Below are 17,079 nucleotides of genomic sequence, written 5' to 3' on the forward strand. Positions count from 1 at the left end.
TAGGATTAATATCCCGGGTTTTGTTTCAGATTGGTATTGATCAGTATTTCCTTATTGGGTATAGGCCATAAATATTGTTTTTTATCAAACCCCCGGTCACCCAATTTGGCGATATAGCCCTGCTTGTATAACTCGTCTAAATTGGGATATCCGTCGGCATCTATCTCCGGTGTTATCGGCCAGAACCACAAATCGGTATCAATGAGTTTAGTCTGCATTTCCGTAATCGGCAACAATCCGTAATACGGTCTAGCCAAGGCCTTGTCAAATTCACGCCAGCGATGTAGATCCCAAAATCTCCTGTGTTCCCAAGGGAATTCAATCCTTCTCTCAATTTTCAATTCCTTTAGCAAGTCTTCTTTAGCTGTTGCCGTGATTGCAGGATAGCTACCAACATCTGCTTTATCTACTTTATATGCACGTGCCCTCACTGCGTTGATAGCATCGTAAACGCTCTGATCTATTTCGTTTAGTTCTATTTTGGCTTCTACATACATCAACAGTACATCCGCATAGCGCATTACGATTATTGGATTGTCGGCTTGATAAGAAAGCCAGTTCATATCGGCGTATTTTCTCAACTGTAAACCGTTGTATGAAGCGTGTTGTGTATAGCCTTTGGTATCCATATTTTCTACCATTTGACCGGTACTTACGTTTAAAACCTTTTCAGCACGCGGATCAGGGTCGTACACATAACCGAGAAATTCAGAACCAAACTCCACTATGGTAGCCTTTAGTCTGGGATCCCGGTTTTCAAAAGGATTCTGAGGATTAAACAATGATGATTCGTCGATTGGCAGTCCGTCGGTACAGGGATAGATGCTCAACAACTCCCACGATGGCTGAGCAACTGCGGCTCCCCCTGCAGTTCGAGGCATAAAGTTCTTAGAGCTCCATACAATATTGAGGTTCTTGGAACGGGGAAGGGAAAAAATAGTTTCCGATACTCTATTCTTCAACTTAAAATACTCTTCGTAATCCGGATATAACTCGTACTTATTCATTTCCATCAGCGCCTGAGTTTCTTCTTTTACAATTTCCCAATCAGACATCCACAGGGCAACCCGTGCCTTCATGGCTAGGGCAGCTCCTTTGTCTACACGGGTAACGCCATTGGAGACATTCTCTTCCGGTAAGTTTTCAATCGCATAGTCAAAGTCGGCATAGACTTCAGTCAAAATCTCCTCAGCATTGTGTCTCCCGAGTGCGAAAGCCTCTTCAATCGTTATGGTTTCTTTGTAAAAGGGAACATCGCCGTATAGGCTCACCAATCTACCGTAGAAATTTGCGCGAAAAAACATGGCTTCTGCACGAAGTCGAACTAGAGTTTCCTCAGGTAAAGTCTCAGCTATTTTGTCGAGGTTCTCAATTACCCGATTAGCTCTGCTTATTCCCTTGTAGGTATTGACCCAGGTCTCTTCACTTTCAGCCCATTCACTGGTAATCGCTCCTGCAGCGTACTCGTAAACCACGAGCCGTTGTGCCCAGTCGTCCGTCCACCTATCTGTAGTGTAATTTTCTTCCAGATTCCACACATAAGTTCTGTACAAATCGTTTAGAGACATCTCTATCTCCGTCTGGTCTGAATACCAGTTTTCATTCGACCCCTCAGACAGGGGATCTAAGTCGAGCTCAGCACAAGAAAACGCGAACACCGATAAAAACAAGTATACGATATATTGTAGTTTTATTTTACTCATCACTCTCTATTTAAAATTCAACATTTAAACCGATGCTATATGTACTTGAAATATAAGTGTCATTCAAGGCTTCGGGATCGTACCCCTTTGGATAATGACTCAGCGAAAACAAATCTGTTCCCGACAGATAAATACGTGCACTTTTCAACTTTATCCGATCCAACAGAGACTTTGGAAGTTTATATCCCACGGTGACGTTTTTCAAGCGGAAATAGCCGCCGTTGAACAACCAATAATCAGACATTTCATAATTGTTGTTATCCGCACTCTGATGAGATAATCTAGGATAACGAGCATTTAGATTCTCTTCAGGGGTATTGTAAACACTCCAATAATTTCCGTCATACAAGGTTGATGGAGCAGTCCACCACGATTCAAAAGGTCGAATCATATCGGGTTCAAGTCTGGAAGTCTGCTTGGCAACTCCTTGAACAATCACAGAAAGGTCAAAGCCTTTATACTCCATATTGAGGTTGGCACCATAGGTAAACCTCGGCAAGGAACCTCCCAACAGTACCTTGTCGTATTCTGGGGTAATCACACCATCCGGTACCCCATCAGGACCTGATATATCGCGATACCGGACATCTCCCGGCCTAACCGCCTGATGCAATACCGCACTGTTATCCACTTCGTCTTGGGTTTGGAAGAGACCATCTGCAATATAGCCGTACCACTCGTGAAATTCACTGCCTTCACGAATAATCTGATCGCCCATCAACACTGTACCTCCCAAATTGCCCATGGTCGATTTAAAGTTCGACAGGTTAAAAGAAGCCGAATATTTGAATTCTTCTCCAATACGATCGTTCCAATTCATTGCCAATTCCCAGCCCTTTGTTTTCATGATACCGGTATTTTGATAGGGGTTTCCGTATCCCAAATAGTCGGGAATTTCTAATTCCAGAAGCATATCACGCGTCTTTTTCACATAGTAATCTGCGGTGAGATTCAAACGGCTATTGAGAAAACTCCCATCAAGGCCAATATTCCACGATTCGGTAGTCTCCCAACTAATGTCTTCTATGGCATATCCTACCTGTGCTGCGGTAGTTCTAGCCACTATATTATCTCCCTGATAGAAAGGGGTTGAGAAAAAGTCGATACTAGACTGATAAGGGTAATAACCTATACGTTCATTACCAAGGGTACCGTAAGACCCCCTGAGTTTTAGCAGAGAAACGGCCTCTACATTCTTCATAAAGTCTTCTTCTGAAATAGACCAACCTACAGAAACCGAGGGAAATAAAGCCCATCTATGATCAGGGTGAAACCTTGAAGATCCGTCATATCGAAAATTTGCCTGCAAATAGTATTTCTTGTCGTAGTCGTAAACCAGACGGCCAAATACAGAGCGATAAGCAGACTCCACGGCATTACCCGAGTTGAACATCAGATTGGGATTACCCAGATCCAGATAATCAAAGTTTGACAATTCGAAGTCCTCGCTCTGAGCGTCTAAAACTTCTTGCTTATAAGTAAAATCTTCGTAGCCTCCCATAAGGTTAATACTGTGAGAGCCAAAGCGTTTTTCCCAGTTTGCTACAAACTGTTTGGTCACAGTTACAACATCTGAACGGTTTTCATACAAGCTCGTTTTGTCGTGTCCGGAAATATATCCACCAATAATTGTTGGATCATCAGCATCGTACCACGGAAGTTTTCTCACGAAGTTTTTTCCTTTGGCCATATGATAGAAAGGCGATATTGTTCCCGTAAATGTCAATCCGTCTACCAATTCATATTCCAAGGAGATTCTTCCGTTAATTTTGGTATTGGTACCTTTGTCATAACCTCCGTATAACAAATCTGCGTAGCGGTTAGATCCATCTTTACCTCCAGCTATACGCCCGTCGGACCACATAGCGGCATAAATAGGTGCGTATTTATGAGCAGAATTGATAGGGCTGGTTACCGGTTTATTGCTCACCGAACGATTGAGAGCAACATCAAAATTTGCAGTCAATTTTTCTCCCAGTTTTATGCTGTTGTTTGCCCTCGCCATTACTCGCTCGTAATTTCTGTTGGCATACAAGGCATCGGTGTTTTCGTAATTTAGAGAAATACGACTATTCACCACTTCTCCTCCATGAGAGAAATTCAGAAAATGCCGTTGTCGAGGGGCAATATTATCAAAGAGAAGATCCATCCAGTCGGTCACCGGATATTGATTCGGATTGCTCTTATTGTACTCCACCCAATTCTTTACATCATCCTCCGAATACAGAGGATACTCTGCACCTTCGGGATTACCTGCGTCATTCCACATCGCCTCATTAGCCATTTGTAAATAGCGGGTAGCGTTAACGCTCTTCGGAAAAACAGGAATATGTTCAAATCCGAAATTGACACCGGCCTTTAGGCTCGACACACCTCTCTCTGCATCTTTGGTAGTAATCAAAATAACTCCTGCAGCAGCTCGTGCACCGTAAATAGAAGCTGAAGCAGCATCTTTCAACACAGTTACTTGGTCTATATCACTTGCCGGAACATCGTCGATATTTGAATAAGGCACTCCATCTACAATAATCAGTGGAGTACTGTCTCCTATGGTAGTAATTCCCCTAATCCTAATATCGGCCGAAGCTCCAGGTACGCTGCTAGTTCTGGTAACCGTTACTCCCGGAATCCGCCCTTGTAATTCTTGAGACAGTTGAGTACCGTTTATATTCTCCAGCTTATCAGCGCTCAATGTACTCACAGCTCCTGTCAGATCCTTTTTCTTCATAGATCCGTACCCGACTACTACCACTTCTTCTAGGGCAGTGGTATCTTCGACCATTGAAATATCTATGTTCATCTCATTGCCTACAGCAATCTCCTGAGAGATAAAGCCGATAAATGAAAATACCAATATATCACCCTCAGATACCTCAAGGGTATAATTTCCATCAAAATCGGTGGTAGTCCCCTGCGAAGTTCCCTTAATCATTACAGTAGCAGCTGGCAAAGGCATCCCCTCTTGGTCTGTCACCGTACCGGAAACCTTATTGTGCTGCAAAACTTTGGTCTCGGATACAGCCTTCTTTTGCTTGTTTAAGCGTACAGATATCAAATGATTATTGAAGGAATAAGCTATATTGCCCTGTTCGGAAAGTATATCGAATACCCGCTGTACCGAAAGGTGATGCTCTTTAAGCGATACTGGAGCTTCTATTTTAGCTACCTCACTGGTGTACACTACTTTGAATGGAGTCTGATCTTCAATAGCTTTAAAAATATCGAGCACCTTTACAGAGGTTGATGCAAACCTGACATAACTGTCATCGAGATTCTGTGAAAAAATTCCTGCTGCATTTATGGTATTGACGAACCATACAACGAGAATAAAAAGACAACTTTCTTTTTTTAGTTTATTTAATTTATAATTCATTAGTTTTGAGGTTTATTAATTATTCCTTAATTAATGCTTTAACCCCGAACCGGTGGCCGCCGGTGACGGGGTTTATTTTTTGAAGTTTTATTCTACATAGGCTTTCTCTGGTTTGTTTATTACGATTGATTTCGACTCTACCACTTTATAATCTATTTGAAAGATGAATTTGATACTTTCGAGAACATCTGTAAGACTTTGCCCCCTGAAATCTCCACTGAGTGTTAAATGTTTAGGAACGTCTATCTCTTCGGTACGGATATGGCAATTGTACTTTTCTTCCAGAGTATGGATTACCTCTCTAAAACTGGCGTCCTCAAAAAACACCCCTCCTTCTTTCCAAGATACCTGCATCCAGGCATTGACCACATCTCGATTGAGTTGATTTTTTATAAGCCTTACCCTTTCGTTGGGCAACACTATTGCCGCTGTCTTACTGTAATTGCTAACTTTAACTCTACCTGTTAATACAATGACTTCCGGAATTCCCCCAGCGTCATTACTCACCGAAAAACTCGTCCCTAAAACTTCTGTTTTTAGTGTAGAAGTCTTTACAATAAAAGGCGCTTCGGGATTTTTTTGAACCTCAAAAAATGCTCGTCCCTCTAATTGAATCTCTCGCAGATTATCTTCAAATTTTTCGGGAAATACAATTTTACTATTGATGCCCAAGGTCACTCGAGAAGAATCACTTAAATATATTATTTGCTGTCGGTCTTGGGTTGTTACAGTTTTAAATTGCGATTCTGGTGAATAAAAATGACGAATCGACAAGAGTCCAAGAATGGCAATAATGGAAGCTGCCATCCACAAACTGTACTTCAATGCAGATTTATTTTTGGTTTTAGATCGTACAGATTTGAATATCTTATGCTTCAACCTTAAATCGTTCCTTATAGTTTCCGGCTCAATTCCATTACTTTGCATCTGTACAAAAAAGCTTTCTACTAGGAGGTTTTCTTCGTCCGTAGTTATACCTTTCTCGTACTTCTCTAAAAGTTGTCTAAATCTATGGTCGTTTATAGACTGCATTTCTATTAGCTATGGTGCTTGTTCTCTATATAAGTACATAGAAAGAAAAAATCCCCCACGGCAATTTGTCGAGTTAACGGTTTGTTAATCTGAATAAGAATATCGTAACATTTTCAGCCTGCGAAGAAATTGGGCTTATTGCAGGAAACAAAAAAACGAGAGTAGAATAATATTCAAAAGCTCTCCGGTAAAGAGATTGGAGGCTCTTAAAAGCTTTAATGCTTTATTCAATTGATTGTCTACAGTACTGACAGAAATATTTAATTTATCAGCTATATCTTTGTATCTCAGGTTGTAGCGATATCGCAATTCGTACACCTCCAGACATTTTTCAGGAAGAATTTCACCAGCGGCGAGATTAATTTTCTCAATGAGCTTTTCTTTAGATTCTGAAACAAAATCGCTGCTATCATCGGCTGAGGACAGGCTGTATTCGATATTTTCGATTTGAACGAGATCAAAAGATTTTTCCTTGAGTTTTTTTGCACATTGAAACTTTACAGCCTTAAACAAATAGGCTTTGTAATGCTTTATTTCAACCTCTTCAAATCTGTTCCAAAGATCGACAAAGACTTCCTGTGTAATGTCTTCCGCCAATGCCTTATCTCTAAGTATATTATAAGAGTACACATACAATTTATACCAGTGAGTATCATAAATATCTCGAAATGCCTTTTCTTGCTTCATTATGGTTGGAAATAGTAGCTCGACAAAGGAAACAAATAGCATATGTACCATCCATAACAGGAAGATTACCTTTTAGTTAATAAACTATTACCTACATATCTAAGCATTTATATATCGCCCTCATTTACAGCTCAATACCTTATTTATCCTCCGGAGATCCCTCTCTGAATCCAAAAGGGTAAAAACCAAGAAGATAAAGGGACTGAGCGACAGAGTAAAACTATGTTTATACCCTACTGAACGGACACCATCAAACACCTCTAAAACGGGTATCCAATTGCAAAATTGAGAATGGGATTCTTGTAGTCAAAATCCCAGCGTTCATCTTCGGGCAACCAAGGCTTTCTCAAGGGGGCGGCGAGATCGAGACGTATTACAAATCCCTGTACATCAACTCGCATTCCCACTCCAGCTCCTACTCCGAGTTCTTTCAGGAAATTTCCGGTGAATTTCCCTCCCGGAAGAGCTTCGTTTTCATTGGTATTCCACACATTGCCGGCATCGGCAAATACTGCTCCTTTAAGATAGGAAAACAGTGGAAAGCGGTACTCGGCATTGAGTTCTAACCTGAGGTTTCCGGTCTGATCAAAATAAGTAGTTCCAGAATTATCTTTTGGCTTAAAAGTTCCCGGTCCTAACGAACGGATGTGAAAAGCTCTCACACTGTACGGACCTCCAGCAAAGTACAACTTGCTGTAAGGCATAATATCAGAATTTCCATAAGGCACTCCTATTCCCGCAAAAAGACGGGCGGCGAATTTTCTATCCCTTCTCAACCGAAGGTGATATCGAATGTCCATGTCGACTTTGGCAAACTGAGAGTATTCCAGTCCGAGGAAAGAACGAGGTCTTGCCCCGTCTCTCTCACTGAACAGATCTATCAAATTACCGGCAACATCTACAGTAGAATTAAAGAAAAACTGATGTCTTTTGTATTGGTCGACCATGCCGTTGTAGGTGAAGGAATAAGTAAGCCCAGGAATAAATTTTTGGTCAAAACTATTTCGAAGAAAAGGGTTGTCGTCTAAGATTTGCTCAAATTCGGCAGTGGTCTCAGAAAGATTGACATAATTGAGCGATACTGGATTGAACTCGTGGGTGACATAGCGGTTGGAATCCCAAATATATCCAAAGGTAGCACTGATAGTCGCCAAACTGTACAATTCACTCCTCCTCAAATAATCTACTCCCATACTTATTTTGGTTTTTGGAATGGCATACTTGAACCAATTTTCGCGAATCCGTATTGGCGACAACACCCTCGGAAAAATCAGATCCCCCTTTAATCCGAGTTGCAAACTGTTCATCCCCGTATTATCACCATTAGCCACTTGCAATTCATATCCTGCACTAGCTGTAATACTCAGTATTTCGCCTCCCTTGAAAAAATTACGGTTGCTCAGGGTAAGAGCAAGATTGGGCCCTATAAAATTATTCGATTTCATCACCCCTTGCAACTCTGCTCGTATAGCTCTCTTGTTTAATGGAGAAAGATATATGTTCGTCGCCAAGTATCGGATGCTGTCTGTAGCGATCGAATCCAACTCTTCATAACGTATATCTACAAATTTATACGTCCCAATAGAAGTAAGCCTTCGACTAGTACTACGGGAAATATCAGGATTGTAATACTCTCCTTTGGCAATTTGAATAAACGGATCCAATCGATAAGGTTTAAAAAAGGTACCGCTTTGTATATAATTCCTATTGTTGATTTTTACCGTGTCAATAGCGTTGGTATCGCTCTCCAAAACGTAATTGGGATACACGTTTACACTTTCGATGCGATAGGGCACCTTTGCTCTTTCAGGCACATCTTTTTTAAGTCTTAAAAACAGGTCGAACTTCTTTTCTTTATACTGATTAGTATCGGCTTCAAAGAGCAGGAAATCTGAATTAAAATTGTAATATCCCTTAGATTTCACGGCATTGTCTAAGCGTTCCCTCTCTGCGGTCAGCGCATCAAGGTCAAACCGCATTCCCGGACGTATGATCCATTTTCTGATATTTTTTTCAATCTCTTTTATCACCAAAGCCGAATCCGGATCTACAATATAGCGTCCCAAGGTATAGGGTTCTTTTAAATTCACCACATAATGGGCATTGGCGCGTTTTTTTTCTTCATTCTCCACCATATTCGACTGTATATCACTGTAAAAAAATCCGCGATTTTCCAGTCGGTTTCGCAAAATGGTTTCTGTTCTCGACAAATCAGCACCAGAGGCGTAAACAGGTTCTTCTCCTATTTTTTTATTCAAAAGTTTATTTATAAATCCAGGTTTTTCTCGCTGTGATTTATAATGTGCTCTCAGCCCCCAATACATTCCAAAAACTTTACTGTTTGGAGTAGGACGAAGCACCTCTTCTAATTCGGTTTGCAGTGCGCCAAAATCTCTTGTCTTTTTCTTTAAGCTATCTGGCATATTCACTTCAATATCAGAGCCAGTAAACAGCATTTCTCCTTCAGGGATATATTTGTTTACACTACAGGACATGGGCAATACGGCACACAAAATCCATATATACCTCCATCGTATAGATTGTATTTTTTTAATGCTGCTTTTCATTCTTTTTCTCAGCTTTCTTTTTATCGTCCTCCTTTTTACGAGCGGCTTCTTGCTCTTCTGCAAGTTTTTCCTGAAGCGTTTTTCTAAACAGCTCCTTGTACTCGTTAAACTCCCTGGTAAATATAAGGGCAATTCCGTTTATGATGAGCTGCCCGTCGATTACATTTTCGTATTCGTTCTTCCTAAATCCTTTCAATCGATACCTGCCATCTTCGGTGAGTAGGTATTCTATACTGACATTTCCTATTAGCGGACTTTCCTGTCCGGGTCCTTGATTACTACCCTGAATATCCACTTCACTCCCTACGCTGATAATAACCCGGTCGTCAAATAGTTTTTTGCGAGCCGTGATATCGAGTTGAGTGCGTTCTTGTGGACTGCTGCCCTGATAATCCGTATAACTGTCGAGGCCAAAATCCAGTTCTACCCCCGATTCTCCCATCAGTTTATCGGAGAGTGCGTTCAACTGACCGGACAATGCCTGATTCAGGTTGTCTCTGGCCAAAGCGGCCGCTCCGCCTCCACTTCCATCGCTACCACTGGCAGGGAAAAAACGATTGAACACCAATAGTGAAAACACCTGTTTGTTGAGCTCGTCTTCCTGTTGATTGAGTTGTTGTACTCTTCCGTATACCTGACCTCCAATGGCTCCTTGCTGATCTTCGGGCATATCGAGATTAAAACTGAGTTCAGGCTTCATCAATTCCCCGTCAATATTGAGATATACCATAAAGGGCAGCTGCTGTCTAAACCTCATATTGGTAGAAGGATCACTGCTCTGCTGAAGCGCCATAAGAGGTGAGGCGGCAGCCTTTACCTCATAGATAGCACTAAGATCTAGATCGGCATCCATTATATCTCCAGCCCAAGTAATACTACTACCCGGATTAAATTCAAACCTCCGACGTACCAAGCTGTATAAGTTCATCTCGTAATGCCCTTGGCTCAGAACAAATTTCCCCGACAAAGTGGTTTGCCCGTTTGGATAAAGATTAAAAACAAGATCTGAGGCTCCGGAAACTAACAGATTGTCATTGGTCTTTTCGTTGATAAGTACTCTAAAAGCAGCCGATTTATCCAAACGTATACGTGCCTTTAGCTTCATACCCGACAAGGTGACCGACTCCTCTTTGGTCTTGGTGAGTATATCGTCGGGGTCTTCTCGATTTACAAAGAGTACTACTCCCTCTCGTTCCACCACATCCATTTCCGATTCGGGAAGGATATAGGTTATATCTGTATCCGGGTCTATGTACAATTCCAAGTTTATATCTGGCATGTTCAAATTACCCGCAATACGGGCATCAGCATCAAAAAACGCTTTGCCATAAAACAGATCATTGTCTTCACGCACAGAATTCAATACCTGAAATTTATGAGTTTTGAGAGTGAGATCGAATTCCGGATTGCCAAAATCTTCAGTAATTATGCTTCCATCTACCACAAAGCTATTGTCGTTTTCATCCCTTACAGTAAAATTATCTAAGGTGATGCCCTTATTGTCCAGCAAAAGCTTTTCGGAGGGTAAACGAAAAAATGCGTTGAGCATTTTAACCCTAAAGCCTACATCGTCAAAGGCAAAATCCCCTTTGTACTGTGGAGCATTGACTGTTCCGCCCACTTCCACTCTTCCGGAGATAAATCCGGTAGATTCGCTGAGTTCTCCTCCCGATAATTTTTCAGCTAGACTTGTTTTTAGCTGGTTCAAGTCCATTTCCATACTTACCGCTCCCTCCGTATCAGCAGTGTAATTGCCTTTCATTTCCAGATCGAGATCTTCTCCCTTTACAGTTAGACTCATCCTGTAACGCTCTCCTCTAGGGGAAATACCTCGTAATTTGAATTGACCCAAAGGCGCTGCCATCACTTCCAAACTGTCTATATTGAGTCCGGCAAGAAACCCCGGAGTACCAAAAGGATCGGCCATGACGAGATTTCCGTTCATAATTCCCTTAGCCAGAGGCTCTTCCGGATTTAGATAGGTTACCAGAGAAGACAAGGTGAAATTGTCAAAACTCAACGCGACGCGATCTTTCGGAAATTTTTCATCTGCTTTAGTACTCGTCAATTCTAATTGCTGATCGTTGTGTTTCAGCACAAAATTTTGAGCTCTGACTTGTCCAGGGTTTATCATAACATAATTGTCAGGCGGAATACTCCACCGCTTTCCCGCAAACACCAGTTCTTCAGGATCGAGTCTTGCGTATACTGTATCTCCTCTCCTCATAATCCCCGTTCGGATACTCATGAGTTCTTTCTCCTTATAAAACGCATTAAAATCGAGAAGCATCTTATTGTTTTTTACACCGGCGTCGAGGGTGGTGCGGTGAATAGACACCGGACCGGTGGTCAATTTGTTAAACCCAAAGTGTCCGGACAATATGCCGTTTTCAGAGTTCAACTTGAGCAAAAGGCTATCTATTTCGCTACCTGAATAATTGATGTGTGGAGCGGTTATATCGGCCTTCAAATAGTGTTTTTCCTCTTGAAAATTTGCACTTATCTTTACGGTGTCGAGTTTTTTTAAACCCGGCAAAAAAATATCGCTGAGTATCGGAGCGCTGCTCAGTCGTCCTTTCAGTTCCAAATGAGCGGGTACCGGCAGGGCAGTTGTTTTAGGAATTGTATCTCGAACTCCTGTCAGTGAATCTGGCTGTTCGGTAATCAGCTCTCTAAAATGAGATTGTAAGGCCTGGGTAAAACTTCCGGGGTTTACATTAGATTGTAAGTCGAGATCTAGCATTTTGTTTCGCACCACTACAGCAGTGGTATCCTTATCTGCAAAAGCCTTGACAGAGAGATCACCAAGAAGGTAAGAACGCTGATCGTAGATCGCCATTCCTTCAGTAATATCAGACCTCAATCTGAAACGCTCTGTATTTCCCTTAAAATCTGCATGTACCTTCATCGCTCCTTTTACAGGCATACTCATTAGTCCCAATCCTTGAAGATCAGCTCCTTTCAGATCGATATCGGCAATAAACTGTGGAGCTATTGAGTCGAGAACTACCTTAGTCCCGATATCAAAATTCACAATGCTGTCTTTGTAAGCAGATTGTAGTTCCCCTTTTCCCCGAAGAATCTCGGCGGTAAGCGGTAGCTGATGCACAGCTATCTCTCCCATGCTGAATTGCTCAATATTGACATCGAGCTTCGCATCCATATCGTATATATCCCTGAGTTTTCCGGATGATTGTAACTGCAAGGTCAAGGCTCCCAATTCGGAATTTTGAAACAATTTACCCAACGCTAAACCGGTCACCTCTAAATGGCCCTCAAAGGCCTTTTCTCCCAGTTGGGACAAAGCGCCCTCAAAAGTGGCAGTTCCTTCTGTAGATTGCAATTTTAGAGCTGTAGTAAACTCTTGTATACTTCCGTTGAGTGTTGCCCCGAGTTCTAAACTGTCGGGAAAGGACATCCCTATTTCTCCTTCACTCACAAAAGCCCCTAAGTCATTTTTTACGGTGGTAAAACGAATGCTGCCAAGTTCGAATCCCAGACTGTCGGGTTCGCTTAGCCTGCTCAGCTTTCCCTCTACTTCAAAACGGGTGTCTTTACCCCAATTCACCTTGCCTTCGGTAAGCGACAACTTGGCCATATTTCCCTTTCCCCTTATCGATCCATCCAACGGTTTTTCGGCCAAGGCCTTGAGATAGGGGTTTTCCTCCAGTTCGGGCTGAAAGCGAAAAATATCCTGTGAGGATAGCTCTAATGTCATTACATCAAAATCAACCAGAGCCTTTTCCGGATCTTTCAAAAGGGATTTGAAATCACTATAGGATATATCGGTACGAGCATCGAGGCGATTGTTATTGAGAAAGAGGTGAAACTCACTTAAAACAATATTGTTATCATCTATATCAAGTTTAGTGGTCAACTCCTTCAACTGTATACCAGACCCTTCGTCAAAGCGGAATTTCCCTATGCTAAGTCCGGCTGTTTGATCGTCGAGGTAAACATCTTCAATCGACAAGTCCAAACCGTCAAGCTTAATCGCATCTGCATTAAAAACTCCCGGTTGTGGCTTTGCCCCATCTACGGCGTAAACAATACGGTTGTTTTCCAACTTTAGCTCACCTATATCGATCTTCCACTCTGGCCAAGTAAATTGCTCTTCATTCTCATTGTCTTGATTTAAAGTATCTTGTACACTATTTGTCACAGTAGTGCTTTCATAGCGTATTTCCGAATCGGACAGCTCAACCGCATTGAGATCTATCTTGTTTTTTCTCAAATCAGCTTCCGGTAGTATCAGTCGAAAATCTGCAATAGAGGCTGCAGCTTTTATACTGTCGGGTACAGACTCATAACGAGCTTGAAGTGAGGTTATTTCGAAATTGTCGATCACTATGCGAGGCAAGGGACTCTCTTCATTTTCCAGTTCTTGTTCATCGGCAAAAGGCAGAGTTTGTAGGTAATGAGCATCGGTATTCCGGATGGCTGCATCAGCTATGTGAAAATCCATATGCTGCAAATCGGATTTCTTCATCCTCAGATAAAGTTCACCAAGAACAAGTCTAGTATCTATTCCGCTGACAGCGTCTTTGTACGACAAATCGAAATCTCTAAATCTCAAATTGCGTAGAACTATCCCCATATCTTCTTCGCTCGGATCTGTCGGGTTTTCTACGGCTGTGGTATCCTCTGAAGCAAAAGCGTCTATGAAAAATTGAAAATTAAAGCCTTGAATACTGTCTTTCCTAGATACTCTGGCTCTAAGTCCTTCCCACTGAACGCGTCTTATAACGATATTCCCTCTATTGACTATAGGCCATATCGGAACTTTGGCTTTTAGTGATTCAGAATACAACAGAGTATCTCCTTGCCGATCTTCCAGATAAAGTCCTTTTAGAGAAACTTCTCCCGAAAAAGTAATATAGAGACGATCGACAGCCACTCGTGTATTGGTCTTGCCAGACACATAAGATACTATTCGCCCTGTAATGATGCTCTGACCCCACGGACTTCTTATAAAAAGTAAGAGTAAAATCACAAACACCATAAAGCCAATCAATAGTCGAAGGGCTATTCTGCTGAATCTCGATTTTTTCTTTTTCTTCTTTTCCAAATCACTTGCTAACTAAGCCTCAAATTTATTGCAAACAAATGGTTTGATAAAGTCTTATGATTAATTATTTATACCTCTGATACAAGGAACGATAAAATTTTTAATGTTATATTAGCCCTATATTTTCTGAGTGCTAAAAACCTGTTTATAAAGCACTTTGACCGTTGTAAACAAGCATCTGATGATATATCGCTATCTATTCGAAAAGAATTAGAACAGCGTATAAAACGCGATTTATAACCCCAAAAAGAGCTATATTACATGAAATACCTACTCAAAACACTGTATTTTATTATCTTTCTCTTATGCCTACATCCCTTTTATACCCCGCTATGGGCACAGAAAAAAACACAGACCATAAAAGTAAGAGGACAAGTAGTAAACGAAAACGGCACACCGCTACCACAGGCTACTGTGGTGGAATACGGCACTCAAAATGGAGTGGTTACCGATATGGACGGAAATTTCAGCATCACTGTGTCTAAAGCAGATGCCAAACTCGAAGTGTCTTATATGGGCTACAAGACCTTGTACACAGAAATCGCCAAAGACTTTATAAAGATTAGTCTGCAACCGGATGCTTCTCAACTAGACGAGGTAGTGGTAACTCAAAATCGAAGTATCACCGAAATCAGAAAACCACAAATGAGCGTCAACAGGCTCTCTTCCGAAGAGATCAAGCGTATTCCAGCAGTACTTGGAGAAGCAGACCCCTTAAAGTCACTGTTACAACTCCCGGGAGTTACCAATTCCGGAGAAGCCTCATCAGGCTTTAATGTTCGCGGAGGGGCGAGCGATCAAAACCTGATACTGTTGGACGGATCTCCTATATTCAGCGACTCTCATTTATTGGGGTTTTTCTCCGTGTTTAATCCGGATGTAGTACAGGAGATGGAACTTTATAAGGGTGGTATTCCGGCTAGGTTTGGAGGAAGAGTATCCTCAGTATTAGACGTACAACAGAAAACCGGAAGTACCGATCGCTTTCACATGAATGGTGGGATCGGATTAATTTCGAGCAGATTGCTCGCAGAGGGACCATTCGACAACGGGAAAGGTACATTTATGATAGCCGGGAGAAGCTCGTATGCCCATCTGTTTCTAAAATTGGCCGACAACGACAACAGTGGATATTTTTACGATCTCAACACCAAACTGAGCTATCAGTTAAACGACAACAACAAGCTGTTTCTGTCTGCCTACTTCGGAAGAGATGTATTTAAACTGAGTAACAGCTTTTCTACCTCCTACGGCAATGCCATGATGAACCTGAGATGGAATCATCAGTTTTCCGAATCGCTGGTATCTGACCTATCGCTTATCTACAGTGATTACAGTTTTGGATTGGACTTGTCTTTTTACGATTTTGAATGGGACAACAGCATCGAAACCTACAACTTTAAATACGATTTCAACCATCGCATATCCGACAACTTCCAATTGCGATACGGACTAAATGCGCTGTATTACGATTTTAATCCCGGAACGATAAAACCCAGAGACAGCTCCAGTTTTAATTTCAGGCAACTAAAAAAGAAGTACGCACTAGAACCTTCTTTGTATGTAGAAGCAGAACACAAAATCAGTGATCGGCTCTCCCTGAATTACGGATTGAGATACAGTGCGTTTTATCGCTACGGGCAAGAAGAAATAAATATTTACGAAAACGATACACCCGTAATATTCAATTCCGAACTAGGCATCTACGAAAATGCCACTCCTACGGGAAGTAAACACTACGGAAAAGGAGAAAAAATAGCTGATTTTAACCAACTTGAACCCCGCATAGGACTCTCTTATGCCTTTAATCAAGAACACTCGGTAAAACTGAGCTATAACCGAATGTCGCAATATCTGCATCTGTTGTCCAATACCCTATCTCCCACTCCGGTGAGCACATGGATGCCAAGCGGACCTTTTATAGAACCTCAAATTTTGGATCAGGTCGCCTTTGGATATTTCAGAAACTTTAAAGAAGGGACATATTCGCTGGAGACAGAGATTTTCTACAAAAAAGTAAAGAACCGTATCGATTATATAGACAATGCTGAACTCATCGGCAACGACCACCTGGAAACGGAAATACTAAAGGGAAAGGCCAGAGCATACGGACTGGAAGTACTGGTGAAAAAGAACACCGGAAAACTCACTGGGTGGATCTCCTATACCCTGTCGAAGGCAGAACAACAAACCCCGGGCAGAAATCCGCAAGAAACCGGAATAAACAACGGAGAATGGTATCTCACCCCTTACGACAAACTTCACAATCTGGCCGTAACTGCAGGATATCAACTCAACAGGAAATGGTCCCTCGGGGGAAACTTCATCTTTCAGAGTGGAAGACCGGTCACTTTTCCGAAGGGTCGATATGAAATAGGTGGTATTAGCGTACCTGATTACCGATCGCGAAGCGACAGCCGACTGCCCTCCTATCACCATCTGGACCTCTCCGCTACCTATGTTCCAAAGCCCGAAAAGAAAAAGGGATGGCAAGGCGAATGGGTGTTCAGTATCTTTAACTTATACGGACGTAAAAATGCGGCCTCTATCACTTTTCATCCCAATGAGAATACTGGCTACAGTGAAGCAACACGACTGTCGGTTTTTGGTATAATCCCCAGTATAATCTACAATTTCAAATTTTAACAC

7 protein-coding genes are annotated in these 17,079 nt (G+C 41.8%); 1 reads left to right on the forward strand and 6 read right to left on the reverse strand.

Translation table 11 applies throughout. From position 1 onward, the window contains the following. Positions 1-5 precede the first annotated feature (5 nt). The 6 genes from ACYZZR_RS08335 to ACYZZR_RS08360 form a co-directional block, all read right to left on the reverse strand. Complete coding sequence (locus ACYZZR_RS08335; protein WP_461533544.1) at positions 6-1,703, reverse strand: RagB/SusD family nutrient uptake outer membrane protein; 1,698 nt, start codon at positions 1,701-1,703, stop codon at positions 6-8. Positions 1,704-1,713: 10 nt separating this feature from the next. After that, entirely contained in the window at positions 1,714-5,076 is a 3,363-nt protein-coding gene (locus tag ACYZZR_RS08340; protein WP_461533545.1) for a SusC/RagA family TonB-linked outer membrane protein, read from the reverse strand. Between the two features lie 87 nt (positions 5,077-5,163). Then, positions 5,164-6,108, reverse strand: a complete 945-nt coding sequence (locus tag ACYZZR_RS08345; protein WP_461533546.1) for a FecR family protein — start codon at positions 6,106-6,108, stop codon at positions 5,164-5,166. Between the two features lie 135 nt (positions 6,109-6,243). Then, positions 6,244-6,795, reverse strand: coding sequence for a sigma-70 family RNA polymerase sigma factor (locus tag ACYZZR_RS08350; RefSeq protein WP_461533547.1), 552 nt, complete (start codon positions 6,793-6,795; stop codon positions 6,244-6,246). 260 nt (positions 6,796-7,055) lie between these two features. Further along, positions 7,056-9,362 (reverse strand): translocation and assembly module lipoprotein TamL, encoded by a 2,307-nt coding sequence (gene tamL / locus ACYZZR_RS08355; RefSeq protein ID WP_461533548.1) that lies wholly within the window; start codon positions 9,360-9,362, stop codon positions 7,056-7,058. Next, positions 9,346-14,430: a translocation/assembly module TamB domain-containing protein gene (locus tag ACYZZR_RS08360; protein ID WP_461533549.1), complete on the reverse strand. Its 5,085-nt coding sequence runs from the start codon at positions 14,428-14,430 to the stop codon at positions 9,346-9,348. The genes tamL and ACYZZR_RS08360 overlap by 17 nt, the downstream gene beginning before the upstream one ends. A gap of 261 nt (positions 14,431-14,691) precedes the next feature. Here ACYZZR_RS08360 and ACYZZR_RS08365 point away from each other — a divergent pair, with 261 nt between their 5' ends. Next, positions 14,692-17,076, forward strand: coding sequence for a TonB-dependent receptor (locus tag ACYZZR_RS08365; RefSeq protein WP_461533550.1), 2,385 nt, complete (start codon positions 14,692-14,694; stop codon positions 17,074-17,076). The last annotated feature ends 3 nt before the right edge of the window (positions 17,077-17,079 follow it).

This window comes from Sinomicrobium sp. (assembly GCA_029266035.1).
Lineage (GTDB): Bacteria > Bacteroidota > Bacteroidia > Flavobacteriales > Flavobacteriaceae > Sinomicrobium.

Bases quoted from the DNA above. Each gene is read 5' to 3' on its own strand.
- tamL (WP_461533548.1), bottom strand. From the start codon at position 9,362: ATGAAAAGCAGCATTAAAAAAATACAATCTATACGATGGAGGTATATA.
- ACYZZR_RS08340 (WP_461533545.1), bottom strand. From the start codon at position 5,076: ATGAATTATAAATTAAATAAACTAAAAAAAGAAAGTTGTCTTTTTATT.
- ACYZZR_RS08345 (WP_461533546.1), bottom strand. From the start codon at position 6,108: ATGCAGTCTATAAACGACCATAGATTTAGACAACTTTTAGAGAAGTAC.
- ACYZZR_RS08335 (WP_461533544.1), bottom strand. From the start codon at position 1,703: ATGAGTAAAATAAAACTACAATATATCGTATACTTGTTTTTATCGGTG.
- ACYZZR_RS08350 (WP_461533547.1), bottom strand. From the start codon at position 6,795: ATGAAGCAAGAAAAGGCATTTCGAGATATTTATGATACTCACTGGTAT.
- ACYZZR_RS08365 (WP_461533550.1), top strand. From the start codon at position 14,692: ATGAAATACCTACTCAAAACACTGTATTTTATTATCTTTCTCTTATGC.